Genomic DNA, 24,917 nt, shown 5'->3' with positions numbered 1-24,917 from the left:
CTGTTCATGGGGTGGAAGATCTTCACTTGTCGGACGGTTCCGGACGGCGGCCGCGGGCTCGTCGTCCCTCCGCGCCCCGTGCGGCTCGGGCCCCGTGGTCGCGGGTCAGCTGGACGATCGCAGCCGCTGTGGTGCGGGCGCCGCTCTCGTCCTGGGCCTCGATCGCGTCGACGAGTCGCCGGTGCAGTCCGGCGTGCTCCTCGGCGCCGGCGGCGTCCCAGGGCAGGCCTCCCAGGGCGGAGGCGAGGGCCGTGCCGAGGTAGTCGTACACCTCGATCAGGAGGTCGTTCCCGCTCGCCCGGACGACGGCCCGGTGGAACAGTGCGTCGACGCTCCCGGCCGCGGACACGTCCTCACCGGCGCAGGCCGCGTCGGCGTCGGCCAGCAGCTCCCTCAGGTGGTGCAACTGCTCCTCGCTGCGCCGCAGCGCGGCGGCCCCTGAGGCGTACTCCTCCAGGACGGTACGCAGTTCGAGGACGTCGTCCCGCTGTGCGGAGCTCGCCCGCCGCACCATGACCGACTGGAGCTCGCTCGACGCGCGGACGTAGGTGCCGTCCCCGGCCCGGGCTTCCAGCAGGCCGAGGTGCGCGAGCGCGCCGAGTGCCTCCCGCAGGGTGCTGCGGCCGACCCCGAGCTCCTCGACGAGGGTCTGCTCCGGCGGGATGCGCGTTCCCACCGGCCAGCCGCCCGCCTCGATGTGCGAGCGGAGGCTGTTCACGAGCTGCGCGGACAGGCTCGCCGTCCTGCGCGGTGTACTGATGCGCTTCATGGGGGCAGCCTATACAAACATCAGACATTTGAACATCACATGTCTCTGGGGCCCGGGCGGAACCGGTTCCGCCCGCCCGGCGCGCGGTACGCCACCGGCGGGAACGGCCGCAGCCGTTCCCGCCGGTGGGTGGGTGAATGAGTGGGTGGGTGGGTGAATGAGGGGTTGGTGGGTGGAGGTGGAGCCGGTCGGGCCTACGCGTCGACCGTCTCCGGTTTCTCCGGCGCGGGCACCTCGACCGGCGCGTCCGAGGTGCCCTTGCCGTCCAGGCCCCGCAGCAGCCGCCAGGCCATCGCGGCCGCGCCGACCAGCAGCACGGCGGCCAGCAGGCCGGCGCTGTTCATGCCGTGCACGAAGGACTCCCGGGCGCTCGCCAGCAGCGGCTCCGCGACGCCCTGCGGAAGTCCGTGCGCCGTCTCCACCGCCGCGCCCAGTGACTCGCCGGCCCGGGCCGCGGCCGCCGGATCCGTCCCGGCCGGGACGACGAGCCCGCCGGCGTAGATCGAGCCGACCACCGAGCCGACCAGTGCGATGCCGAGCGCGGTGCCCAGCTCGTACGCGGTCTCCGAGACCGCCGAGGCGGCGCCGGCCTTGTCGGCGGGCGCGGCGCTCAACACCAGGTCGGCGCCGAGCGTGTAGACCACGCCCTCGGCCGTCCCGACCAGCAGGAAGGAGGCGGCCAGCAGCAGGTAGGTGGTGTCCTGCTGGAGCCAGCCGAGGACGCCCACGCCGAGGCCCATGACCAGCAGGCAGCCGGTCAGCGCCGCCCGGGCGCCGGTGCGCCGCACCAGCCGGGCCGTCAGCAGGCCGCCGACCACCGCGCCGACGAAGGCCGGCAGCTCCGCCAGGCCGGCCCGCAGCGGTTCGTAGCCGCGGACCAGCTGGAGGTACTGCGAGGTCACGAAGACCACGCCGGACAGGCCGATCAGGGCGATCAGCGAGGCCAGCACGGCGGCGGTGAACCGCCGGTCGCGGAACAGCCGCACGTCCAGCAGTGGGGTCTCCAGCCGCAGCTGGCGGCGGACGAACACGGTCAGCGCCGCGACGCCCAGCACGAGGGCGACCGGGACGTCCCAGCGGGCCACGCCGTGGGCGGCGGCCTCCTTGATCGCGTAGACCGTGCCGATCACCCCGGCCAGCGACAGGGCGACGCTCAGCATGTCCCAGCGGCCCGGCTCGGGGTCCTTGGACTCCGGCAGCAGCCAGGCGCCGAACACCAGCAGCAGGAGCAGGACCGGGATGTTCAGCAGGAACACCGAACCCCACCAGAAGTGCTCCAGCAGCACCCCGCCGACCACCGGCCCGAGTGCGGCGCCGGCGGTGGCGGCCGCGCCCCAGATGCCGATCGCGGTGGCCCGCTCCCGGTCGTCCGGGAAGAGGCCGCGGATCAGCGACAGGGTCGAGGGCATGATCGTGGCCCCGGCGACGCCGAGCAGCGCGCGGGCCAGGATCAGCCAGCCGGCGCTGGGCGCGTAGGCGGCGAGCAGCGAAGCGGCGCCGAAGGCGGCCGCGCCGATCAGCAGCAGCTTCTTGCGGCCGATCCGGTCGCTGAGCGCGCCCATGCTGACCAGCAGGCCGGCCAGGACGAAGGAGTAGGAGTCGCCGATCCAGAGCAGTTGGGTGCCGCTGGGGCTCAGCGTCTCGCTGATCGAGGGGATGGCGAGGGAGAGGACGGTCGCGTCGAGGGCGACCACGGTGACGGCCAGGACGAGGACGGCGAGGCCGGTCCAGCGCTGGCGGGGGCTGGCAGAACTGGCAGAAACGGTAGAAACGGTACTGCTCATGGGATATCGGTTTCCGGTGTGCGGGCCGAAGGTGCTGTGGGCGGGGGAGTGGCGGCGTCCGGTCTGCGCAGCGCGCCGCCGAGGAACAGCTCGGCGAGCGAGAAGGCTGCGTCGCGCGGGGCGAGGCGGCCGTCCTGGATGGCCCAGCCGACGCCGGCCACCAGGTCGAAGAAGGCCTCGCTCAGCCAGGCGGCGCTCAGCTCGATGCGGAACGCGCCCTGCTGCTGGCCGCGCAGGAAGAGCGCGTGCAGCCGGGCGATCTGGACCTCCCAGAGGTCGTTGACGCTGTCGTCGTCGTAGAGCTGGTTCTCGCCGGCCAGGAAGGCGCAGAGCGCGGCGTCCGGGACGGCGGCGTCGACCAGGCGGCGCAGCGCGGCCTCGGCGTCGCCGTCCTCGACGGCGGCGGTGTCCAGGGCGGCGGCGAACCGGTGCAGGCCGAGCAGGCCGACCTCGCGGATCAGGGCCTCGCGCCCGGGGAAGAGCCGGTGCAGGGTGGCGCGGCTGATCCCGGCGGCGCGCGCGATCTCGTCCAGGTGGGCGGTCGGGCGGCGGGAGAGCACGCCGACGGCGGCTTCCAGGACGGTGTCGCGATCGGTGGCCATGCATCGAGTGTAGGTCACATGAGACATTGATGTCTCAAAATTGTGGTTGACGTCTCGGGTGAGGCATTGATCATCGGGGTCGGGGCAGCAAAAAACCGGGGACGGTGGGTGCCGTCCCCGGTCGGGGCTGCCGCAGTGGTGCGGCCGGTTCAGCTCGGACCTGCTGGTTCAGCTCTGGTTGTAGAACCCGGTCTCGTCGAGCGGGCGGTCGATCACCATGACCTCGACGTCGGCCGGGGTGAGCAGGAACACCCGGCGGGCGATCCGCTCGATGCCGCCCTGGGTGCCGAAGATCAGCCCGGAGGCGAAGTCCACCATCCGCTTGGCCTCGGCCTCCGACATCTCGGTGAGGTCCATGACCACGGGGGTGCTCGCCCGGATGTGCTCGCCCACCGTGCGGGCCGCCTCGAAACCGGTCGGCCGCAAGGAGACGATCTTCGCGGGGGCGGGGGCGGCCGACACCGTCTCCTGCTCGATCCACTCGTCCTCGTACACCGCGGCCGGGTAGTTCCCGGAGGGCATCAGCCACCCGTTGTGGTGCTCGTCGCGAAGTGCTCCCATGCCGCGCCTCCCTGCCTCGTCCCGTCCTGGTCCCCCGGGGCGCGTGTCCTTTTTGACACGTCATCCACTCGTCGGAACTGTCCGAGTATCGCACTGTTCACCGGTCCCGTGCCCGCTCGCGGCCCCCGTACGAGTCGCGCCGCGACGGAAACCCGGGCGAACCCGGGCAACATCAGCGACGCGGCGGTGAGCCGTACGGTTGCGCGCGTAGACCATATCGGTCGTGGTCACCGCGCAATTGACCTTCTGTCAACAATGCGGAAACGATTTCACTCGCCGGTAGTGCCGTCCACCAGTTCGCGCAGAAGATCGGCGTGGCCGTTGTGCCGCGCGTACTCCTCGACCATGTGGACGAGGATCCAGCGCAGCGTCACCTCCTCGCCGCGGCGCAGCCGCTTGCCGACGGTGTCCAGCGGCAGGCCGGCGCTCGCCCGGCGGGCGGCCTCGACCTCGGCGCGCCAGGTGGCGAGGTCGGCCGCGACGTCGGCGGTGTCCACGCCGTTGAAGTCGCCGTCCTCGTCGGCCTCGGTCCAGTAGTGGTCCTCGGTGGACTCGTCGCCGCGCAGGACGGTCTGGAACCAGTACTGCTCCACCTCGGCCATGTGCCGGACGAGGCCGAGCAGCGAGAGGGTGGACGGCGGGACGGAGCGCAGCCGCAACTGGTCGTCGGTCAGGCCCTCGCACTTGAGCGCGAGGGTGCTGCGGTGGTAGTCGAGCCAGGCGTTGAGCATGGCGGTCTCGTCGGCCGCCATCGGCGGGTCGACCCGCGGGGAGGGTTCGGTCATGCCGGCCATCCTGACGCCCGACGGCGGGCAGGCGCGAACGAATTGTCGAGCGCCCCCTGAGTGCCTCGGGATCTCGGCCGGTCAGGCGGTCAGGCGGTCAGGCCGCCGGTGCGCGGCGGCGGGCCGCCGCGGCCCGCCACAGGCCGACCACGCTGCCCAGGACGAGCAGCGCGATCACCCCGGCCGAGATCAGGAAGGCCGCCGAGCCCGGCTCGCCCGCGCTGGCCGCCGCCGTCACGTACACCGCGGTGGTCGGCACCACGCCGATCGCGGTGGCGAACAGGAAGGGCGCGAAGCGGACCCCGGAGAAGGCCGCGCCGTAGTTGGCCGCCTGGAACGGCATGCCCGGCAGCAGCCGCAGCACCAGCACGCTGCGGAAGCCCTGCTCGGTGAAGCGCCGGTCCAGCGTGCCGAGCACCCGCCCGCGCAGGTACGGGCGCAGCGCCTCGCGCCCGAGGCCCCGACCGAGCCCGAAGGCCATGGCCGCGCCCAGCGTGGTGCCGAGCACCGCCAGCAGCACGCCCTGCTGGATGCCCAGCAGCAGCCCGGCGGCGGCGTTCAGCGCCGGCCGGGGGACGAAGGCGAGCGTGCCGACCGCGTACACGGTGGCGAACAGCGGCGCGAACCAGTACCCGGGCATCCGGTCGGCGAGGCCGCCGTTCAGCAGCGCCGTCGGGCTCCACAGCAGCAGCGATCCGGCCGCGGCGCCGAGCAGCACCACCAGCAGCGCGAACCGCCACCACGGCGAACGCGGCGCGGGGCCGGACGGCGGCCGCTCGACGGCGGTGGGCGGGAGCGTTGCGGGTGCGGGCACCGGCCGAGCCTAACCGGTGCCCGGTCGCGCCCGTCGAGGGCGGTCGCGGTCAGCTGTACGGGGGCTTTTCCGGGTTGTCGTGCCAGAACTGGTTGTCGCCGCTGTGGAACTCCCACTGGATCACCGGGGTGCCGTCGGTCAGCGCGCCGCCCGAGACGTCCAGGACGAGGCCGCTGTAGCCGTTCACGATCCGGCGGGGCGTTCCGGGGTGGCTGGCCGGGGGGTCGCTCCAGCTCTGGTTGGCGCCGCCGTCACAGGTCCACTGGTCGGCCTGGGTGCCCCAGGTGGTGCTGAAGGCCGGGATGTCCAGGCACTTGCCGCTGTTCAGGTTCACCCAGCCGCGGGCGCTCTGGGTCCACTGCTGGTTGGCGCCGCCGGTACAGGTCCAGATCCGGACCGGGGCGCCGTCGTCGGTGCGCCAGTCGGCGACCTCCAGGCACAGGTCGTTCGGGCCCGCGTACATGCCGGTGCGGATCTCGGCGGGCCCGAAGTCGGCGGCGGCCGCAGGGGTGGTCGTGGGGGCGGCTGCGGGGGCGGGTGGGGCGGTGAGCGCCACCGCGGCGGTGGCGAGGGCGGCCGTGGCGGCGGCGAGCCGCACACGACGGGACAGGCGGGACAGCCGGGAAATGCGGGACGGGTGGGACAAGCGGGACATCAGAGCGTCCTCCGGGGGGGCGCGGATGCGGAGCGGTCGGCGAGGAATCCCAGCAGACGTCGCCAGGAGTCCCGGGCCGCGTCCGAATAGTCGACGGCGGAGAGCTCGAAGAAGTTGTGCGGCGCGCCCGGGTAGGTGACGAACTCGTGCGGGTTGCCGGCGGCGGTCAGGGCCGCGTCGAAGGCGTCGACGGCGGTGGGCGGGATGTGCTCGTCCGCGCCGCCCCAGAAGGCGAGGATCGGCGCGCTGAGGTCGGCCGCGAGCTGAGTGGGCCCCGGGGAGCCGTTGATCGCGTCGGGGTATCCGTAGAAGCCGACCGCGCCGGCCAGCCCGAACCGGGGCGCGGCGGCGCGGAAGGCCTGCCGGCCGCCGAAGCAGAAGCCGAGCGCGACCACCTCGGCCGGCCCGCTTGCGCGCAGCCGGGCGAGGCCGGCGGCGAGGTCGGCGTCCAGGCCTTCGGGGGTGAGGGCGAGCAGGTGGCGGAGCAGGCCGGGCAGGTCGCCGAATTCCTTCGGGCGGTTTTCCGGATCGGCTCCGGCGGTGCGGCCGTAATAGTCGACGACGAGCGCGGGGTGGCCCTGTTCGGCGAGCCGGGCGGCGGTCTGCTGGTAGAAGCCGGAAAGGCCCTTGTTGTCCGGCAGGACGAGGACGCCGACGCCGGTGGCCACCTCGGGGCGGGCCAGGAAGGCGGCGAACTCGGTGCCGTCCGCCGAGGTCAGGGTGAGCGCCGCAGCCTCGGCCAGGGGCCAGAGCGCGGGGGTGACGGCGGGCGGGGCGGCGTCGGGGTCGTAGCACACGGGGTCCACCTCACGGATCGCGAAACCGCCGGGCGCGGAATGCGCCCGGCGGTCGGCGATATTAGCGAGGAATTCCCCGGAATTTTCTAGATCATATCGCAGAGAGATCTTTTTTCGAAGTGCTTTCCGGTGACGTCGCGGTCACGTTTTCGGTGCTGGATTCGGTGGAATTCGCTTCGGCCCGGCGCAGCGCCCCGGCGCTCAGCAGCAGCGCGAAGGCGAGCGCGGTGACCAGGCCGAAGGAGACGGTCAGCGAGGTCGCCTGGGCGAGGGCGCCGATGATCGCGGGCGCGACCAGGCCGGAGGTGTAGGTGACGGTGGCGACGCCCGCGATGGCCTGGCTGGGGTTGCTGCCGATGCGGCCGGCCGCCGCGAAGGCCAGCGGGACGGTGACCGCGATGCCGATGCCGATCAGGGCGAAGCCCGGGATGGCGAGCGCGGGGCTGTCGGCGGCCACCACCAGCAGGCCGCCGACGGTGGCGACGGCGCCGCCGAGGCGGGTGGTGCGCACGGCGCCGAGCCGGCGGACCACCGCGTCCCCGCAGAGGCGGCTGACGGCCATGGTGAGCGAGAAGGCGGTGTAGGAGGCGGCCGCGATGGTGGCCGAGGCGCCGGTGACGTCCCGCAGGTAGACGCCGCTCCAGTCCATCGAGGCGCCTTCGGCGAAGACGGCGCAGAAGCCGACCAGTCCGATCACCAGCGAGCTGCGCGGCGGCAGCGCGAACCGCGGCGGCTCCTCCGCCCCCTCCGGCGCCCGCAGGTCGGGCAGCGCCCGGCAGACGGGCTGCGCGAGGGCGAGCAGGACCAGGGCGGTGACGGCCAGCTGGAGCCGGGCGTCGAGGTCGAGGTGGGCGGCGAGGATGCCGAAGCCGGAGGCCAGCAGGCCGCCGGCGCTCCACATCCCGTGCAGTCCGGACATGATCGAGCGGCCGAGCCGCTGTTCGATCTCCACGCCCTGCGCGTTCATCGCGACGTCCGCCATCCCGGCCGAGGCGCCGTACGCGAGCAGCGCCACGCACAGCACCGGCAGCGAGGGGGCGAGCGCGGGCAGGGTGAGGGCCAGGCACCAGAGCGAGATCAGTCCGCGGACCGCCGCCCGCCCGCCGTAGCGGTGGACGAACCGGCCGGCCAGCGGCATCGCGAGGGAGGAGCCGATGGCGGGCATCACCAGGGCCAGGCCGAGCTGGCCGGGGGAGAGGTCGAGGCGGTCCTGGATCCACGGGATGCGGGTGACGAAGCTGCCGCTGACGGCGCCGTGCACGCCGAAGACCAGGGCGATGCCCGCCCTGGCCCGGCGTGGGGAGGCCAGTGGCTCCAGTGGCTGTGCGGTCGTGCTCATCCGGCGTTCCCTCCCGGGTCGCGCAGGTGGGGCGCGACGGTGCCCTGTGGGTGGTTGACGTGCTGGTGGGTGGTCCGACGTTGCCTGGGGGCGGTGCTGACGTGCCTGAGGGTGGTCTACGTGCAGGCCGTTCGGTCCGCGCGGCGGCGACGGCCGTCCGGCGGATGGTTCGATAAAATTATCAGGAAGGGACCCTGATAGAAACACTCTGGAAGGATGAGCCGTCATGACCACCGCGCGCACGGCCACGCCGAGCACGGCTCGGGCGATCAACGACCGGCTGGCCCTCAACCTGCTCCTCGACCAGGGCCCCCTGACCGCGACCGAGCTGCGCGACCTCACCGGCCTCTCCCGGCCGACCGTCGCCGACCTGCTCGACCGCCTCCAGCGCACCGGCCTGGTCGCCGTCGTCGGCGAACGGGGCGAACAACGGCGCGGCCCCAACGCCCGGCTCTACGCGCTGGTCGCCTCCCGCGCCCACCTCGCCGCCTTCGACGTGCGCTCCGGCGGCGTCAGCCTGGTGGTCGCCGACCTCGCCGGGCGCGCCCTCGCCAGTGCCGAGGTCCCGGTCCACGGCGACGGGGCGCCCGACACCGCCGAGCACCTGGTGCGCACCCTGCTGGACACCGCGCGCGGCGTCGGCGTCGAGCGGCTGCACACCGTCGCCGTCGGCGCCCCCGGACTGGTCGACCCCGCCACCGGGCGCCTCAACAGCACCGGGAAGCTCCCCGCCTGGCACGCCGAACTGCTCGCCGAACTGCGCCGGCTGCCCGGCACCGAGGTGATCCTGGAGAACGAGGTCAACCTGGCCGGCCGGGCCGAGTACCGGATCGGCGCCGCCCGCGACCGCGACACCTTCGTGCTGCTCTGGCTCGGCCACGGCGTCGGCGCCGCCGTCGTCCTGGACGGGCGGCTGCGCCGCGGCTTCTCCGGCGGCACCGGCGAGATCGGCTTCCTGCCCGTCCCCGGCACCGGCGGCCTGCCCAGCGCCACCGGCTGCGACGGCGGCTTCCACAGCCTGGCCGGCAGCGCCGCCGTCTGCGAGCTCGCCCGCGCCCACGGACTGCCCGCCGGCGCCGCCGGGGACGCCCCCGCGGCCGAGGCGGCCGTCCGCGCCGCGCTGGCCGCGCTCGGCCCGGACGGGCCCGGCGGGCCGTTCCTGGACGAGCTGGCCGCGCGGATCGCCGTCGGCGCCGCCAGCATCTGCGTCGTCCTCGACCCGGGCTGCGTGGTGCTCGGCGGTGAGATCGGCCGGGCCGGCGGTGCCGAACTGGCCGGCCGGGTCGAACGGCGGCTGGCCGAGCTGTCCCCGCTGCGCACCGAGGTCCGGGCCGGAACGGCGGGCGGCGGCGCGGTGCTGGCCGGGGCCGTCCTCACCGCCGGGGACGCGGTGCGCCGAGACCTGTTCGGCGAGCCCTGACCCGCCTCGCTTGGCGGCCCCGGCCACCGGTACGGCAGGATGACGGCGACGGCCCGCCGCGCGTGCGGCGTCCCCGTTCCCGTCCCACGTTCCCCGAGTCAGTGTCAGGAGTCGCACCATGGGCCAGTCCGGGGCGCCGGTCAACCCGTACCGCATCGGCGAGGCCGCGGCACTGCTCGGGGTCAGCGCCGACACCATGCGGCGCTGGGTGGACGCCGGGCGGGTCGCGGCCGAGCGGGACGAGCACGGCCACCGGATCATCCCCGGCGTCGACCTCGCCGCCTTCGCCCGTGAGCTGGCCCGGCCGGAGAACGCCGAGGCGGAGGGTCGCCCGTCCTCGGCCCGCAACCGCTTCCCCGGGATCATCACCCACGTGGTGCTCGGCGACGTGGCGGCCCAGGTGGAGGTCCAGGCGGGGCCCTTCCGGGTGGTGTCGCTGATCAGCCGGGAGTCGGCGGAGGAGCTGAACCTCGTCCCCGGCGCCCCCGCCACCGCAGTCATCAAGTCCACCAATGTGATGATCGAGCGGCGTTAGTCGCAGGCCGAGCACCGACGGCGCGTCGAGCCCCGCCCGAACCGGATCCGAACGAGAGGCCCCGCCCGGGATGTCCCACCCGCACCTGCCGACCACCCAGAGCGCCGTCCGCGCGGTCGAGGAACTGGCCGCCCGGCGCGGCCGGAAGGTCCGCGCCCAGCACGACATCGGCCGCGACCAGACCTTCGCCGGCCTGGCCGGCAACTACGGCGGAGGCGGCGAACCCGCCCCGGTGCCGCACGAGGCCCTGCTGGAGATCGGCGGCCGACCCGAGGTCACCGTCCGTCTGTTCACCCACGACGAGGCCGTGGTGACCCTCGACGGCATCGCCTTCGACGTCCGGCGCGACAGCGTGCCGGCCTTCCTCGACGCGGTCTGGAGCGGCCTCGTGCACGTCAAGGCGCGGACCTTCCCGCCGTCCACCACCATGATCGTCACCGTCCCGGGCGAGCCCAGCTACCGGGAGGGCGTCGGTCTGCGCGACCTCACCCCGTGGATCTCGGGGCTGATCCGATGACCGCCGACCGCAGGGCCCGCGCCGACCGCAGCGCCCCCGCCGACCGCCGCCGGGTGCTCGCCGTCGCCCACCGCGGCGACCCGTACCGCCACCGCGAGAACACCCTGCCCTCCGTCGAGTCCGCGCTCGCCGCCGGCGCCGACGCCGTCGAGGTGGACGTCCAGCTCACCCGGGACCGGGTGCCCGTCCTGCTGCACGACCGCACCCTGGAACGCCTCTGGGGCGACCCGCGGTCGATCGGCCGGGTCACCACCGCGCAGCTCGACGGCCTGCGCCGGGGGCCGCTCGCCGTCCCGACCCTCGCCGAGGCGATCAAGGTCGTCGCGGCCGCCGGAGGCCCCCGGCTGCTCATCGACCTCGACGACCCCGGCCCCGTCGCCGCCACCTGGTCCGTCGTCAGCGACCTCGACGCCGAAGGGCTGGTCTCCTTCTGCGGCCCCGCCACCGCCATGCTCGCCGTCCGCGCGCTGGCGCCCGGCGCCGAGATCGCCCTCACCTGGAAGGAGCCCCGGCTGCCCGCCCGCGCCCTGCTCGACGACCTGCGCCCGCGCTACCTCAACCCGCCGTTCGGCCTGGTCACCCCCGAGTTCACCGCCGCCGCCGCGGACGCCGGACTGGCCGTCTCCACCTGGACCGCCGACCTGCGCCGCACCATGCGCCGGCTGCGCGACACCGGGGTCGCCTCCATCACCAGCAACCGGATCGACGTGCTGCGCGCCGTCCTGGACGGCCGCCGCTGAGCGTGCCGACTCCTCGACGGGGACGGCCGCTCCGGGGCGAACTGAGGTCCGGCGCTCGAACGCGTCCGCCAGGGCGCTTCGTCCGATGAGGTGAGCTCCGCCGGTCGCGCTGTACGCGACGGACGGGGGCGGATTGAATCGACTCCACCCTTGATCGGCCGAACGGTGGCGTGGCGGGTCCGCCGGGGAATCCGGCGGCAACGGGCACGCTGACGGATCGTCTGTCGAGACGGGGCGATTCGGACTCGTCGACGAGCAAGGCGGAGGTGGCCGTGCCCGAGGAGCGTCCGGCCGGGGAGGGTCCGGCGGTGGAGCCCCGGTTCGTGGGCGGGGCCGCACCGGACCACCGCAGGCCGTACCTGATGCTGCCGCCGGTGGTGCGGCAGGCGGCCGCCTGGTCGGCGGCGGTGATCCTGCTGCTCGCCGTCGCCTCGCTGCTGGTCTTCGCACTGGTCGAGCTGCGGGCCGCCACCGTGCCGGTGGTGCTGGCGCTGCTCGGGTGCTCGCTGCTCTACCCGGCGGTGCCGTGGTTGGTCCGGCGGGGCGTGAGCCGGGGGCTGGCCGCCGGGCTCACCTGCGTGCTGCTGGTCGCGGCCGTCTGCGGGGTGATCGCGCTGCTGGTCAACGCGCTGGTGCACAGCGCCCCGCAGATCGCCGAGTCCCTCCAACTGTCCGGCAACCGGCTCGCCCAGTGGCTCGGCCCGACCGGCGAGAAGATCCGGCACGCGCTGGACAACGCCAAGGGGGAGACCAACTCGCTGGTCTCGACCGTCACCAACGGCGTGCTGTCCGGGCTGGGCCTGGCCACCCAGCTGATCGCCGGCGGGGTGCTGGCGCTCGCCCTGGTGTTCTTCTTCCTCCGGGACGGCCACCGCACCGGCGACGTGATCCGCTCCTACCTGCCCGGGCGCAGCGCCGAGACGGTGATCGCCTGTGCCGAGCGGGCCTTCGACGCGATGGCCGGGTTCATGCGCGGCACCACGCTGATCGCGTTGATCGACGCCACCTTCATCACCATCGGCCTGGTGGCGCTCGGGGTGCCCGGCGCGCCGGGGCTGGGCGCGCTGGTGTTCATGGGCGCCTACATCCCGTTCGTCGGGGCCTTCCTGTCCGGGGCGGTGTCCGTGCTGGTCGCGCTCGCCGACGGCGGGATCGGGACGGCGCTGTGGGCGCTCGGCGTGGTGATGGCGGTCCAGCTGTTCGAGGGCAACGTCCTCCAACCCGTCATCCAGAGCCGGACGGTGGAGCTGCACCCGGCCACCATCATGGTCGCCGTGGTGGCCGGTTCGGGGATCGCCGGGATCCTCGGCGCCCTGCTCGCCGTCCCGGTCTGCGCCGCCGGCGTGGGGATCGTGTCCGTCCTGCGCGGCGTCCCCGCCCCGCGGGCCGCCCGCCGGGCGGGCAACGGCGACAACCCGGTTGCCGGGGCTGGGAAGGGCGTGCGAAGATCGCTAATGCGACGGAAGTCGCGATAGTGTCGAGGGGGTTCGCATGGGACGGGTCACGGAACTGATCGGGGTCGCCGAGGAGGGGGCCGGACCGTACGGGGTCGCCCTGGGGCCGGACGGCGGCGTGTGGTTCACGCTGGTGCACGCGGGGGAGATCGGACGGCTGGCGGCGGACGGCACGGTCGAGCGGTACGGCCTCGGGGCGCCGGAGTGCGGGCCCGCGGTGCTCACCGCCGGCCCGGACGGCGCGCTCTGGTTCACCCGGATGCACGACCACCGGATCGGGCGGATCGACACCGACGGGAAGGCGCGCTCCTTCGCCGTGCCGACGGCGGGCGCCGGGCCGTACGGGATCGCGGCGGGGCCCGACGGGGCGCTCTGGTTCACCGAGCTGAACGCCGACCGGATCGGGCGGATCACCGTGGACGGCGAGGTGACGGAGTACCCGCTGCCGCAGGCCGGGGCCTTCCCGTCGCTGATCACGGCGGGCCCGGACGGCGCCCTCTGGTGCACGCTCAACCAGGCGGACGCCGTCGCCCGGATCACCGTCGCGGGCGAGGTGGCCGTCCACCCGCTGCCCACCGAGGGCACCGCCCCGGTCGGGATCACCGCCGGGGCGGACGGCGCGCTCTGGTACGTCGGCATCGGCGGCGGGTTGGTCGGCCGGATCACGGTGGACGGCGAGGTCACCGAGTACCCGCTGGCCGACCGGGCGGCCCGGCCGCACGCGATCGCCTGCGGCCCGGACGGCCGGCTCTGGTTCACCGAGTGGGGCGCCGGCCGGATCGGGGTGCTCGGCCCGGACGGGCTGTTCGACGGCTACCGGCTGCCCGGCCCGGCCGCCGAGCCGCACGGCATCGCCGTCGGCCCGGACGGGGTGGTGTACGCGGCGCTGGAGCGCGGCGAGCTGGTGCGGCTCGCGCCCGCTCAGGCCTAACGGCGCAGCAGCTCCTCCAGGTCGGCCAGCAGGTCGAGGGCGGCGGCGCGGTCGGGCACGGCCGCCGGGGCCGGGGCGCGCTCGGCGATGACCCGCAGGGCCGCGGCGGCCTGGCGGGCGAACAGGGCGAGCAGGTCCAGCTCGGGCAGGCTGGACCGGGCCTGCGGGGCCGGGTCCAGCACCTCCAGGACGCCCAGCACCCTGCTGCCGTGCGTCAGCGGCGCCGCCATCAGCGCGTTCGGAACGTACGCGGTGGACTCGGCGAAGGCCCGGTCGAAGGTGCGGTTCGCGCCCAGGTCGTCGACCACCATCGGCTCGCCCGAGGCGGCGACCCAGCCCGCGATGCCGCTGCCCGCCGGGAAGCGGCGGCCCACCAGGGACTCCTCGCCGCGCCCCGAGACGGCCTGGAACACCAGCTCGTCGGCCGCCTCGTCGAGCAGGCAGACCGAACCGGCCTCGGCACCGAAGATCGCTCGGGCCACGTCCACCACGGACTGCAGCAGCTCGCGGGCCAGCGGGTCGACGGCGGGATCAGTGCTGAGGGTCATCGGGCGCCTCCGTGATCGGGGTGGACGGGGTGGGCTCGGTGGTCGAACTCCTGCCTGGGGGCCGGTGAGGACCGGCACCTGGGCCGACCTGGACGTTGGCCGCGGTGAGGTAGAGCGCGCTCTTCAGCTGGAAGCTCGTCAGCCTCGGGTGGCCGGACAGGATGCGGGCGCACAGCCCGGCGACGTACGGGGTGGCGAAGCTGTTGCCGGTGGTGCGGATGGTGGAGCCGCCGAGCCAGGGGACCCGGACGTTCTGGCCGGGGGCGAAGAACTCGACCGGCGGCGCCGGGTTGTACAGGTGCAGGCCCGGGTCGTCCTCCTGGTGGCTGCCCACCGAGATGACCGAGGAGAACCGCCAGGGATAGCTCTCCACCGGGGTGTTGTGGGCGGAGGCGACGATCGCGGTGCGGGCGAAGAAGGCGTCGTCGGCGATCGCGTGCAGTTCCTCCAGGAAGCGGGTCCGGGTGGTGGAGAGGCTGAGGTTGACGACGTCGAAGCCCTGCTCGACGGCCCAGCGCAGCCCGGCGATCAGCATGTCCCCGGTGCCGGTGAAGCGTTCGCCGAGCACCCGGACGCTGTACAGCTCGCAGTCCGGGGCGGTGCGGCGGATGATGCCCGCGCAGGCGGTGCCGTGGCCGCAGGTGTCGCCGGTGCGGTCGGGGCGGACCACCAGCTCCCGGGTCGTCGGGTCCTTGACCACCACCCAGGAGCCGTTCAGCGGACCGACCAGCGGGTGGTCCGGCTCGATGCCGGAGTCCACCACGCACACCCGCACGCCCTTGCCGGTGCCCCCGCCGTCGTGGGCGGCGCGGTCCGGGCCGGGGCTGCCGTGGGCGGTGGTGTCGTGGGCGGTGGTGTCGGCGAGCACCGGCAGGTCGGCGGCGGCCCGGCCGCGCAGGCTCCAGGTGAGGCCGGCCGGGCCGCTCACCGGGCGCCCCCGAGGCGCTCGGCCCGGCGCACGCCCGGCAGGTGGCCCTTGGCGGCGAACCGGTCCCGGGCGGTGGCGGCCGCCACGGCGGCCTCGGCGCGCCGGTCGAGCAGCAGCAGCGTGTGGGCGCGGTCCAGCGCGGTGAGCGCCTGGAGCAGCAGCGACTCGGTGGCCTCGGCGGCCTGCGCGGCGGCCCCGGCCAGCTCCAGCGCCGGGTCGGCCTCGCCCCGGGAGGCGGCGAGCCGGCCGCGCAGCGCGTCGAGCTCGATCGCCAGCACCGGTGGCAGCGCGGCCGTGGCGTCGACGCCGTCCAGGTGGCGGGCGGCCGGGCCCGGGCGGTCGGTGTCCAGCAGGACGCGGGCGGTGGTGAGGGTGAGCCGGGGCAGCGGGGTGGTGGTGCCCAGCCGGCGGGCGACCTCGGCGGCGTCGGCGAGCAGGTCCAGCGCCTGCCCGGTCTGGCCGGTGGCCGCCGCGGCCTGGGCGGTCAGGGCCGGCAGCGAGACCATCGCATCGGCCAGTGACAGCTCGCCCGCCAGGCCGTTGGCCTCGGCCAGCAGCAGTTCGGCCTCGCCGGGCCGGTCGCGCAGGGCGAGCAGCACGGCCAGCGGGCCGTTGAGCGCGACCCGGACGGTCCGGTGGCCGGCGCCGTGCCCGGCCAGCAGGGCCCGCAGCCGGAAGACGGCGTTCGGGACGGGCTCGGGGCCCGCCAGCAGGGAGGCGGCCAGCGCGGCCAGCACGGCGGCCCGGTCCAGCTCGGCGTCGGTGCGGGCGGCGTGGTCGAGGGCGTCGTCCAGCAGCCGTTCCGCCTCGGTGTGCCGGCCCGCGAGCAGGTGCTCCTCGGCCAGGCGCAGCCCGGCCCGGGCCTGGCCGAGGTCGTCCCGCAGGTCGATGAACAGCGGGAGGACGGCGCGGGCGGTGGCGGCGGGCTGCTCGGGGCCGGGCGGCAGGCCGCGGGCGGCCAGGGTGAGCCGGGCGTGCGCGGCGTCCAGCGGATCGGCCGCCGAGTCGCGGACCTGCGCCAGGACGGGCAGGGCCTCGTCGGCCCGGCCGAGCGCCAGCCGGGCCTCGCCCAGGCGGCGCAGGGTCGGGCCGGCGGTGCGTTCGTTCGGGTAGTGCAGCCGGACGGCGCGCTCCAGCAGGTCGGTGGCGGCGGGCAGGTCGGCGTGGGCGAGCGCCTGGGCACCGGCCACGCCGAGGGCGGCGGCCGCGCGGGTGCGCAGGGCGTCCGTCCGGGCGTCCAGCAGGCCGAGTTCGAGCCGGTAGCGGTGGGCGCGCTCCAGGTGGCCGCCGACGACGGCGTCCCCGGCGGCGCGGACGGCCGGCAGGTCGGCGGCGCGCTCGTGGCGCTCGGCGCGGGCCCGCTTGGACATCGACTGGTAGACCGACTCCTGGACCAGGCCGCTGCTGAACCGGAAGCTGGTGCCAGCCGGTTCGACCAGTCGGCGGTCGGCCAGCCGGGCCAGCGCGGCGTGCAGCCGAGGCGGGGTGTCGTCGCCCGCGGGCAGACCGGGGAGGCCGTCGAACGGGCCGGTGAAGACGTCGTCCTCCGGGTCGGCGAAGGCATCCTGGTCGGCGCCGCCGTGGGCGAGCTGGGCGAGTTCGGCGGCGGTGAAGGCGCGGCCGAGCACGGCGGCCAGGTCCAGGGTGGTGCGCTCGTCGCGCTCCAGGTCGTCGATCCGCGCGCTGAGCAGCGCCCGGCCGGTGGGCGGGAGTTCGTCGGCGAGCGCGGGGCCGTCCGCCTCGGTGAGGGCGGCCAGCAGCTCCTCCAGGTGCAGCGGGTTGCCCTCGGCGCGCTCCAGCAGCCGGGTCGGCACCGCGTCCTGGTGGGCACTCAGCTCCGTCAACTGGGCGGCCAGCAGCGCTGATTCGTCCCAGGAAAGGCCGCCGACCGGCAGCGCCGGCAGCTCCGGACGGGAGGCCGGCAGCTCCGGACGGGCCAGGCACAGCAGCAGCACCGGGGCCTGGCCGAGGGCGGCGACCAGTCGCTCGGCGGCGTCCAGCAGCACCGGGCCGGCCCACTGGCAGTCGTCCAGGACCAGCACGGCCGGGCGCTCGACCGTCCGCCCGCGCAGGATCGCGGCCAGCCGGTCCAGGGACTGCTCGGGGCTCACCCCGGGCGCGGTGGCCTCCGCCAGCCGGGCCAGCGCCTCGGCGGGGGCGGGCGTGCCCGGGCCGCCGAGCAGGGCCCCGACGGCCTCCGCGAGCGGGGTCAGAACGCCCTGCTCGCCGTAGCTGCGGCAGCGGCCGGTGCCGCAGCGCGCGGTGTGCCGGGCCGTCCGCTCCTGCCACTCGCGCACCAGCCGGGTCTTGCCGATCCCGGCCTCGCCGACGACCAGCAGCAGCTCGGGGCCCTGGCCGCCGGCCACCCGGACCAGCGCGGCGTCCAGGTGGGCGAGTTCGCGCTCCCGCCCGACCAGCGGGACGTCGAAGCGGCGCAGCAGCTCGGGGTCGTCCTCGTCCAGCCCGACCAGGCGGTACGCGGTGACCGGCTCGGCCTTGCCCTTGAGCCGCAGCGGGCCGACCTCGTGCACCTGGGCGGCCGGCCCCGCCGCGCGCAGGGTCTGCGGGCCGATCAGCACCTGGCCGGGGGCGGCCTGGGTCTGCAGCCGGGCGGCGATGTTCACGGTCTCGCCGGAGATCAGGGCCTGGCGCGCGGAGGCGTCCGAACCCGCCACCACCTGGCCGGTGTTGACACCGATCCGGACGTCCAGGCGGACCCCGAGGGTGGCGTCCAGCTCGGTGTTGAGGTCCTCCAGGTCCTCCAGCATGGCGAGCGCGGCGGCCAGCGCCCGGTGGGCGTCGTCCTCGCGGATCACCGGGACGCCGAACACCGCCATCACCGCGTCCCCGATGAACTTCTCCAAGGTGCCGCCGTGCGCCTCGATCTGACGGTGCATCCGCTCGAAGTAGCGCAGGATCACCTCGCGCAGCGTCTCCGGGTCGAGCGCGCCGGACAGGGCGGTGGAGTCGACCAGATCGCAGAAGACCACCGTGACCAGCTTGCGCTCCTCGGCGGCCAGGTCGAGGGCGGCGGCCCGGGGGGTGCCGCAGGCGGGGCAGAACTGGTCGTTCGTGCTGGCGAGTTGGGCGCAGAGTGGGCAGGGCATGGCGGCAGTCCTTCGCTAGTCCTTCGCGGTGCGGGGAGTGCGGGGGTCGGGAAGTGCGTGAGGTCGGGGAGTGCGGGGGGCGTGAGGTCGGGGAGCGCGCGGGGTCGGGGAGTGCGTGGTCGGAGCCGGGCGTGCGGGCGTGCCGGGCCAGGCTCCCCGGGCCGGCTTCGGGCCCGGTTCGCGGTCGCCTTGCGGGCGGTATGGCCGCAGCTCGGAGCGGGTGCGCGGGCCCGCCGGGCGGGCGTGGCGGGCCGGGCGGCGCCGCCGCCGGCGCCCCGACCTGCGGCCATACCGGTGCCGTACCGGTTCCCAGGCCGTGTGCAGCCCCGCCTCCCTACCGTCTTCACCACGGCGGGCCACCACCCGTCGAACCCCTACCGATCAACCCAGCGAAGGGAGTTCAGCCATGGCCGAGAACATCGACCCGATCGTCGGCGAGGACAGCGAGGAGACCCCCGAGGTCGAGGCGCACACTGCCAACATCCTGGACCTGCAGGCGATGAAGGTCCTTCAGGATGCCTCCGACGGCAACTGCTTCAGCCTGATCAGCTACGTCAGCTCCGCCGAGACCTCCGCCTGACCGGCGGCAGGTCGGCGGTGTCCGGCGCAGGGGCGGGCGCACCACCGCCCCCGGCGGCCCGATAGCGCAAGGCCTCCGGGGCGGTCCCGCAGCGGCGGGACCGCCCCGGCCCGATTCCACCCCCCACCCCGGAGGACGGCCATGGAGCCCACCTCGCTCTCCCGCAACCGGGACTTCCGGCTGCTCTGGGTCGGCGGCCTGCTGGCCTCGCTCGGCTCCCAACTCGCCTCGATCGCACTGCCGTTGCTCGTCCTGCGGGAGACCGGATCGGCCGCCCAGGCGGGCGCCATCGGCACCGTGTCGGTCGGCGCGCTGCTGCTCACCATGCTGCCCGGCGGCGTCCTGGCCGACCGGATCGAACGACGCCGGCTGATGCGGGTGTGTGACGTCGGCAGCCTGCTCGCCGTCACCGCGCTGGTGATCGCCGTCCTGCGCGGCCACACCCCGCTGCCGCTGGTCCTACTGGTGGCCGCGGCCGGGGCGCTCATCGCCAGCACCTACGGGCCCGCCGCCGGCGGCCTGCTGCGCGCGGTGGTGCCGCGTGAGCAGGTCCGCGCGGCCTCGTCCCGGATGCAGGCGCGCGGCGCCGCCGCCCGGCTGGTCGGGCCGCTGTGTGGCGGCGCGCTGTTCGCCTGGCACCCGGTGCTGCCGTTCCTCGCGGAGGGCGTCGGGCTGCTGCTCTCCACCATCTGCGTGGCGCTGATGCGGACCCGCTCGGTGCCCGCCGCCAGGAGCGGAGCGGCGTTCAGCCGCGGCGAACTGACCGCCGGGCTCACCTTCATCTGGCGCCAGCCCTATCTGCGCACCCTGCTGCTGATCTTCGGGCTCGGGATGAACTTCGCGTTCAGCGCGCTGATGTTCACCACCCTGGCCGTGGCCTCCGACGGCGGCCGCTCCGGGGTCGGTGGCGGCACCGTGGTCTCCTTCACCGCGGCCGGCGCCCTGGCCGGCGCGCTGCTCGCCCCGAAGCTGGCCGGGGCGCGCCCTGGGGCTCGCGACGGCGGGCTGGTGGCGCTCAGCTGCTGGGCGGCCGCCGCCACCGCCGGGGTGCTGGTGCTGACCCGGGCCCCGGTGCTGATCGGGCTGCTCTGCGCGGTGTGCATGTGCCTGTCCACGGTCGCCAGCATCGGCTTCGTCTCCGGCATGCTGCTCGCCGCGCCGCCCGACCGGATCGGCCGGGTGCAGAGCGCCGCCGGTTTCCTCTCCACGCTGGTCCAGCCGTTCGGCCCGCTGGCGGGCGGTGCGATGCTCGGCACCCTGGGCGGCACCCGGACCTTCGCCCTGCTGGCGCTCGCCATCTCGCTCTGCGCGGCCGTGGTCACCTGGGCGCCGCCGGTCCGGCGCGGCCCGGCCCCGGTCCCGGCCCCGGCGCCCGCCGGCTGAACCGACGGGCGCCCCGGACGACGGGCGCCCCGGACGACGAGAGACCCGGACGACGAGAGACCCGGAAGAGCCCGGACGACGAGAGACCCGGAAGAGGAGGCGCGCCATGGCCGGCGCCCAGGAGACCCAGCTGTACTGCCTCGCCGACCCGACGTACTACGACACCCCCGGCCGGCTCCGCGACCGGGCCGGCCGGTACCCGCTGGGGCTCGGCGCACCGCCCGCCGGGTGGCGGCGCGAGCGGCGCGGGCTGTGGACGGCGCTGCGGCCGGACGGCGCCCGGCTGCCGGAGCAGGGCTGGAAGATCCACGTCTCGACCGTGCCGGAGGAGGCCGAGGCGACGTTGCGGGCCGTCGCGCGGGTCTGCACGGCGCGCCGCACGACGTTCAAGTTCCTGCGCAGCGACGAGGCGCTGCGGGTCGCGAACGGCAAGTACATGGGGCGCGGCAGCAGTGGCAAGTTCGTCACCGTCTACCCGGGGTCGGAGGCGGAGTTCCTGGCGGTCGTGGCGGAGCTGGCCGAGGTGCTGGCGGGCCGTCGGGGGCCGTACGTGCTCACCGACCTGCGGTTCGGGACGGCCCCCGTGTACGTGCGCTACGGCGCGTTCGTGGAGCTGTGGTGCCAGGACGAGGCGGGGCGGACGGTGCCCGCGCTGCGCGACCCCGCCGGCGAGCTCGTCCCCGACCGGCGCGACCCGGTCTTCCAGCTGCCCGCCTGGGTCGAACCGCCCGAGGCGCTGCGCCCGCACCTGGCCGCCCGGGAGGCGGCCGGCGGCGACCTGCCGTACCGGATCGTCGAGGTGCTGCAGTTCTCCAACGCTGGCGGGATCTACCTCGCCGAGCACCGGACCACCGGGGAGCGGGTGGTGCTGCGCGAGGCCCGCCCGCACGCCGGGCTGGACGCCGCCGGGGACGACGCCGTCACCCGGCTGCGGCGCGAGCACTGGGCGCTGGAGCGGCTCGCCGGCCTGGACTGCGTGCCCCGGCTGCACGAGGTCCGGACCGTCTGGGAGCACACCTTCCTGGTCCAGGAGCACATCGAGGGCGTCCAGTTGTTCGCCGAGGCGATCCGCCGTTACCCGCTGGTGCACCAGAACTGCACCGCCGAACAGCGGGCCGAGTACGCGCAGTGGGTGGCCGAGGTCGTCGCCGGGCTGGAGAAGGCGCTCGGCGCCCTGCACGAGCGGGGCGTCCGGTTCGGGGACCTGCACCCGGCCAATGTGATCGTCCGTCCGGACGGTTCGGTGGTGCTCGTCGACTTCGAGTACGCGGAGGAACTCACCGGCCACGGCGTCCCGCTCGCCGGCGCGGGCGGACTCCAGCCCCCGCCCGGGCTCGACGGGGCCGACGCCGACCGGCACATGCTCTGGGCCACCTGGCTGATGCTGCTGATGCCCGTGATGGAACTGGCCGAACGCGACCCGGGCAAGCTGGCCGCGCTGGAACGGCGGGCCCGCCGCTGGTTCGGCCTCGGGCCGGACGAGGGGCCGGTGCGGCCGGGCGCCGTGGCACTGGTGGAACCGGTCGGCGAACGGCGGGTGCGCGAACTCCTCGCCGGGCCCGCCCTCGACGCCGCCAGGAACGAACTCGTCGCCGGCATCCACGCCGGGGCCACCCCCGACCGGCCGGACCGGCTCTTCCCCGGCGACCCGGCCGGATTCGCCGACGGCGGCACCGGCGTCGCCCACGGCGCCGCCGGCGTGCTGTACGCGCTGCACCGGGCCGGGGCGCCCTGCCCCGACGAGTACGCGGACTGGCTGATCGCGGCGATGCGGCGGCGCGGCCCGCGACCGGGCGCCGGCGGTCTCTACGACGGGCCGCTCGGCGTGGCGGCCGTACTCGCCCGGGTCGGCCGCGCCGACGAGGCCGCCGAACTGGCCGCACAGGCCCGGCAGGCCCGGCCCGCGCCCACCGTCGCCCTCCACGGCGGGCGGGCCGGCGCCGCGCTCGCCCGGCTGCGGCTCGCCGACGCGCTCGGCAGCCGACGCGAACTCGCGGACGCGCTCGCCGACGCGCGGGCGCTCGACGCGGTGCTGCGGGGGGAGACCGTCGCGGGGCTCGGCGCGCCGACGGCGGCCGGACTGCTGTACGGCCTCGCCGGGATCGCCCTCGTCCAGCTGAGGCTGTACCAGCGGACCGGCGAGGACTGGCTGCTGGCCTCCGGCCGCGAGGCGCTGGACCGGGCCGTGGCACAGTGCGTGCGGGTGCCCGACGGGTCCGTCCAGGTCCTCGACCGGGGGCGGCGGCTCGCCTACCTCGACCGCGGCAGCAGCGGGATCGCGCTCGTCGCCCAGGAGTACCAGGCGTACCAGGCGCTCGGCGGCGACGGGTTCGAGGAGTTCCTCGCCGACGTGCGGCGGGTGTGCGCACCCGGATTCGTCCGCGAACCGGGGCTGTTCCGGGGCCGCGCCGGGCTGCTGCTGGCGCTGGACCGGCTGGGAGGGGCGGCGGCCCGGGACGCCGTCCGCGAGCAGGTCCGGAAGCTGCAGTGGCACCTGGTCGCGCGGCCGGAGGGGCTGCTCGTCCCCGGGATGCGGCTGCGGCGGTTCTCGGCGGACCTGCACACCGGGGCGGCGGGCGTGCTGCTGGCCCTGCGGGCCGTCGAACAGGGCCTGGCGGGCGGGGAGTTGCTGGACGTGCTGACGCTCGGTCCAAGGGGCGCCGCCCGGCCCGGCGGGCTCAGCTGAGGCTGCTGGCCAGGGCGTGTCTGACCATTCGCGGCGGATCGGCGCGCGGCTCCCCCGGCCTTCGGCCGGGAGGTGGCCCCATGACGCGCCCGGCGGGAATGGTCAGACACGCTCCAGGGCGGTGGTGTGCTCGCGGGCGTGCAGGTGGGTGAGGCGGGGGAGGGCGTAGAGGGCGGCGTGGGCGGTGACCTCGCCGGTGGGGGAGGTGACGGCGCCGGTGTCGGTGAGGGCCTCCAGGGTGCGCAGGGCGAGGCGTTCGGGGCGGCCGAGGGCGGCGGCGGCCTCGGGGAGGGTGAACAGCAGGGAGAGCGGGAGGGCGGCGAGCCGGCCGAGGGCGAGGCGGCCCTGGTCGGTGAGGTCGCGCCAGCCGGAGTCGAGGCGGGCGCGGACGGTGACGTCCCCGGCGACGAGTTCGTCCAGGGCGCCGGCCGGATCGGCGAGGCGGGCCGCGTACTCGGCGAGCGGCAGGTGGCGCAGGACGGCGAGCCGGGTGCCGGCGACCCGGACGGCCAGCGGCAGCAGTCCGCAGGACTCCACGGTCCGGGCGGCGGCCGCGCGGTCGGTGCCGATCCGGCCGGTGCCGACGATCCGGCCGAGCAGGTCGAGGGCCTCGGCGGGGGCGAAGGGCGGGACGGTCACCCGGTGCACCGAGGCCAGTCCGGCGAGTTGGCTGCGCGAGGTGACGAGGGTGGCGCTCGGGCCGAAGCCCGGCAGCAGTTCGCGGACCACGGCCTCGCCGGGGGCGTCGTCGAGGATCAGCAGCATCCGGCGCCCGGCCAGGGAGGCGCGCCAGAGCGCGGCGGCTTGGGCCGGGTCGGCGGGTCTGGGGCCGGACCGGCCGGTGAGGGCGGCGAGTTCGGCGAGGACGTCGGCGAGCGGGCGCGGGGCGCCGTCCTCGGCGCGCAGCCGGATCAGCAGCCGGCCATCGGGGAAGCGCTCGGCGAGCAGGTGTCCGGCGTGCACGGCGAGGGCGGTCTTGCCGATGCCGGCCGGGCCGGAGAGGATCGCGACGCGCTCGCCGCCCTCGCCCAACGCGTCGATCAGCTCGCATAGTTCATGGCTGCGGCCGGTGAAGTCGGCGGTGTCGGCGGGCAGCAGTGCGCCGCTCGGACCGGCGTGCGGCGCCGACCGGGTGGTGGCGGGGCGGGCCGGGCCGTGGGCGAGCAGGTGCCGGTAGCGGGCGGTCAGGGCGGGGCTGGGTTCGAGGCCCAACTCGCGGGCGAGCAGCTGGCGGTGGGTGTCGTAGACGGCGAGTGCCTCGGCCTGCCGGCCGGACAGGTGCAGGGCGTTCATCCGGGCCGCCTGGAGGCGTTCACGCAGCGGGTGGCGTTCGGCCAGGTCGGCGAGTTCCTCGGCGACGGCGGTGGCGTTGCCGAGCTCCAACTCGGTCTCCGCCCAGTCCTCGTGGACGCCGAGACAGCGGGCCTCCAGCCGGTCGGCCTCGGCCTGGACGGCGGGTGAGCGGCGCAGGTCGGCGAGCGGCGGGCCCTGCCACAGGTCGAGGGCCTGGCGCAGCAGCCGGGCGGCGGGGGCGAGCGCGCCGCTGTCGGCGGCGGCCCGGCCGGCCCGGGCGAGGGCGCGGAACTGCAGGACGTCGAGCTCGGGTTCGGCGACCCGCAGCAGGTAGCCGCCGGCGGTGTGGACCAGCCGCTCGGGCCCGGTGCCACGGCCGAGCAGGGTGCGCAGGGTGCAGATGTAGACCTGGAGGTTCTTGCGGGCGGTGCGCGGCGGCTCCTCGGGCCAGACCGCGTCGGTGAGCAGGTCGACCGGGACGGCCGTGTTGGCGCGGCTCAGCAGGACGGCCAGCACCAGCCGCTGCTTCAGCGGTCCGAGGGCGAGCGGGCGGCCGTCCGCCTCGCCGGTCAGCGGGCCGAGGACGGAGAAGCGCGGCCGGGTGGGGGCGGCGGGCTGGGCCAGGGGCATCGGCGTACCTCCGGGGCGTGGGTGGGGGCGTGCGGGGCGGGGGCGTGACCGGTGGCGGT

General features: G+C 75.7%; 22 protein-coding genes. 9 read left to right on the top strand and 13 right to left on the bottom strand.

All coding sequences use genetic code 11. The annotated features are described in order from the left end of the window. Positions 1-22 precede the first annotated feature (22 nt). The 9 genes from ACIPLC_RS23880 to ACIPLC_RS23840 all read right to left on the bottom strand — a co-directional run bounded on the left by ACIPLC_RS23880 (position 23) and on the right by ACIPLC_RS23840 (position 8,106). A complete protein-coding gene (locus tag ACIPLC_RS23880; RefSeq protein WP_400475029.1) occupies positions 23-769 on the bottom strand; it encodes a FadR/GntR family transcriptional regulator in 747 nt (248 codons plus the stop codon). A gap of 194 nt (positions 770-963) precedes the next feature. Beyond that, positions 964-2,553, bottom strand: coding sequence for an MFS transporter (locus ACIPLC_RS23875; RefSeq protein WP_400475028.1), 1,590 nt, complete (start codon positions 2,551-2,553; stop codon positions 964-966). Next, on the bottom strand, positions 2,550-3,155 hold the full coding sequence (locus ACIPLC_RS23870) for a TetR/AcrR family transcriptional regulator (RefSeq protein ID WP_400475027.1): 606 nt from the start codon (positions 3,153-3,155) through the stop codon (positions 2,550-2,552). Before ACIPLC_RS23870 ends, ACIPLC_RS23875 begins: the two co-directional genes overlap by 4 nt. Positions 3,156-3,323: 168 nt before the next feature. Continuing rightward, positions 3,324-3,716: a cell division protein SepF gene (locus ACIPLC_RS23865; RefSeq protein WP_400475026.1), complete on the bottom strand. Its 393-nt coding sequence runs from the start codon at positions 3,714-3,716 to the stop codon at positions 3,324-3,326. A 269-nt stretch (positions 3,717-3,985) separates the two neighbouring features. Further along, positions 3,986-4,501, bottom strand: coding sequence for a DinB family protein (locus ACIPLC_RS23860; RefSeq protein ID WP_400475025.1), 516 nt, complete (start codon positions 4,499-4,501; stop codon positions 3,986-3,988). Between the two features lie 97 nt (positions 4,502-4,598). Continuing rightward, a complete protein-coding gene (locus tag ACIPLC_RS23855) occupies positions 4,599-5,315 on the bottom strand; it encodes a TVP38/TMEM64 family protein (protein WP_400475024.1) in 717 nt (238 codons plus the stop codon). 49 nt (positions 5,316-5,364) lie between these two features. After that, a complete protein-coding gene (locus ACIPLC_RS23850; protein ID WP_400475023.1) occupies positions 5,365-5,970 on the bottom strand; it encodes an RICIN domain-containing protein in 606 nt (201 codons plus the stop codon). Continuing rightward, entirely contained in the window at positions 5,970-6,767 is a 798-nt protein-coding gene (locus ACIPLC_RS23845) for a dienelactone hydrolase family protein (RefSeq protein ID WP_400475022.1), read from the bottom strand. Before ACIPLC_RS23845 ends, ACIPLC_RS23850 begins: the two co-directional genes overlap by 1 nt. A gap of 91 nt (positions 6,768-6,858) precedes the next feature. Then, positions 6,859-8,106 carry an MFS transporter gene (locus ACIPLC_RS23840; protein WP_400475021.1) on the bottom strand — a complete coding sequence of 416 codons (1,248 nt, stop codon included), beginning with the start codon at positions 8,104-8,106 and terminating at the stop codon, positions 6,859-6,861. Positions 8,107-8,332: 226 nt separating this feature from the next. On the opposite strand from ACIPLC_RS23840, the gene ACIPLC_RS23835 reads away from it, so the two are divergent. From ACIPLC_RS23835 to ACIPLC_RS23810, 6 genes are all read left to right on the top strand, one after another. Continuing rightward, complete coding sequence (locus ACIPLC_RS23835) at positions 8,333-9,526, top strand: ROK family transcriptional regulator (RefSeq protein WP_400475020.1); 1,194 nt, start codon at positions 8,333-8,335, stop codon at positions 9,524-9,526. A 118-nt stretch (positions 9,527-9,644) separates the two neighbouring features. Beyond that, entirely contained in the window at positions 9,645-10,061 is a 417-nt protein-coding gene (locus ACIPLC_RS23830; RefSeq protein WP_400475019.1) for a molybdopterin-binding protein, read from the top strand. 70 nt (positions 10,062-10,131) lie between these two features. Further along, positions 10,132-10,578: a hypothetical protein gene (locus tag ACIPLC_RS23825; RefSeq protein WP_400475018.1), complete on the top strand. Its 447-nt coding sequence runs from the start codon at positions 10,132-10,134 to the stop codon at positions 10,576-10,578. Beyond that, positions 10,575-11,318, top strand: a complete 744-nt coding sequence (locus tag ACIPLC_RS23820; RefSeq protein WP_400475017.1) for a glycerophosphodiester phosphodiesterase — start codon at positions 10,575-10,577, stop codon at positions 11,316-11,318. Before ACIPLC_RS23825 ends, ACIPLC_RS23820 begins: the two co-directional genes overlap by 4 nt. A gap of 272 nt (positions 11,319-11,590) precedes the next feature. Beyond that, positions 11,591-12,793: an AI-2E family transporter gene (locus ACIPLC_RS23815; protein ID WP_400475016.1), complete on the top strand. Its 1,203-nt coding sequence runs from the start codon at positions 11,591-11,593 to the stop codon at positions 12,791-12,793. 16 nt (positions 12,794-12,809) lie between these two features. After that, on the top strand, positions 12,810-13,703 hold the full coding sequence (locus ACIPLC_RS23810) for a virginiamycin B lyase (protein ID WP_400475015.1): 894 nt from the start codon (positions 12,810-12,812) through the stop codon (positions 13,701-13,703). Here ACIPLC_RS23810 and ACIPLC_RS23805 read toward each other — a convergent pair. Genes ACIPLC_RS23805 through ACIPLC_RS23795 form a run of 3 tightly spaced genes read right to left on the bottom strand, consistent with a single transcriptional unit; the run spans position 13,700 to position 18,286 of the window. Further along, positions 13,700-14,251 (bottom strand): GAF domain-containing protein, encoded by a 552-nt coding sequence (locus tag ACIPLC_RS23805; protein ID WP_400475014.1) that lies wholly within the window; start codon positions 14,249-14,251, stop codon positions 13,700-13,702. The genes ACIPLC_RS23810 and ACIPLC_RS23805 overlap by 4 nt on opposite strands. Then, positions 14,235-15,179 carry a S8 family peptidase gene (locus ACIPLC_RS23800; RefSeq protein ID WP_400475013.1) on the bottom strand — a complete coding sequence of 315 codons (945 nt, stop codon included), beginning with the start codon at positions 15,177-15,179 and terminating at the stop codon, positions 14,235-14,237. Before ACIPLC_RS23800 ends, ACIPLC_RS23805 begins: the two co-directional genes overlap by 17 nt. After that, on the bottom strand, positions 15,176-18,286 hold the full coding sequence (locus ACIPLC_RS23795; RefSeq protein ID WP_400475012.1) for an adenylate/guanylate cyclase domain-containing protein: 3,111 nt from the start codon (positions 18,284-18,286) through the stop codon (positions 15,176-15,178). Before ACIPLC_RS23795 ends, ACIPLC_RS23800 begins: the two co-directional genes overlap by 4 nt. 406 nt (positions 18,287-18,692) lie before the next feature. On the opposite strand from ACIPLC_RS23795, the gene ACIPLC_RS23790 reads away from it, so the two are divergent. The 3 genes from ACIPLC_RS23790 to lanKC all read left to right on the top strand — a co-directional run bounded on the left by ACIPLC_RS23790 (position 18,693) and on the right by lanKC (position 22,935). Then, positions 18,693-18,866, top strand: coding sequence for a hypothetical protein (locus ACIPLC_RS23790; RefSeq protein ID WP_400475011.1), 174 nt, complete (start codon positions 18,693-18,695; stop codon positions 18,864-18,866). Positions 18,867-19,007: 141 nt separating this feature from the next. Continuing rightward, positions 19,008-20,249, top strand: a complete 1,242-nt coding sequence (locus tag ACIPLC_RS23785; RefSeq protein WP_400475010.1) for an MFS transporter — start codon at positions 19,008-19,010, stop codon at positions 20,247-20,249. Positions 20,250-20,355: 106 nt separating this feature from the next. After that, the gene (lanKC, locus tag ACIPLC_RS23780) at positions 20,356-22,935 is read left to right on the top strand and encodes a class III lanthionine synthetase LanKC (RefSeq protein WP_400475009.1); all 2,580 of its coding nucleotides are present in this window, start codon (positions 20,356-20,358) and stop codon (positions 22,933-22,935) included. Between the two features lie 102 nt (positions 22,936-23,037). Here the strand turns inward: lanKC and ACIPLC_RS23775 are convergent, their stop codons facing one another. After that, positions 23,038-24,858, bottom strand: a complete 1,821-nt coding sequence (locus tag ACIPLC_RS23775; protein WP_400475008.1) for a BTAD domain-containing putative transcriptional regulator — start codon at positions 24,856-24,858, stop codon at positions 23,038-23,040. Between the last annotated feature and the right edge of the window lie 59 nt (positions 24,859-24,917).

Origin of the sequence: Kitasatospora sp. NPDC086801 (genome assembly GCF_044745805.1) — a bacterium.
GTDB lineage: Bacteria > Actinomycetota > Actinomycetes > Streptomycetales > Streptomycetaceae > Kitasatospora.
The sequence above is the reverse complement of the archived record's forward strand: the minus strand, read 5'-3'. Positions and strand labels throughout refer to the sequence as shown.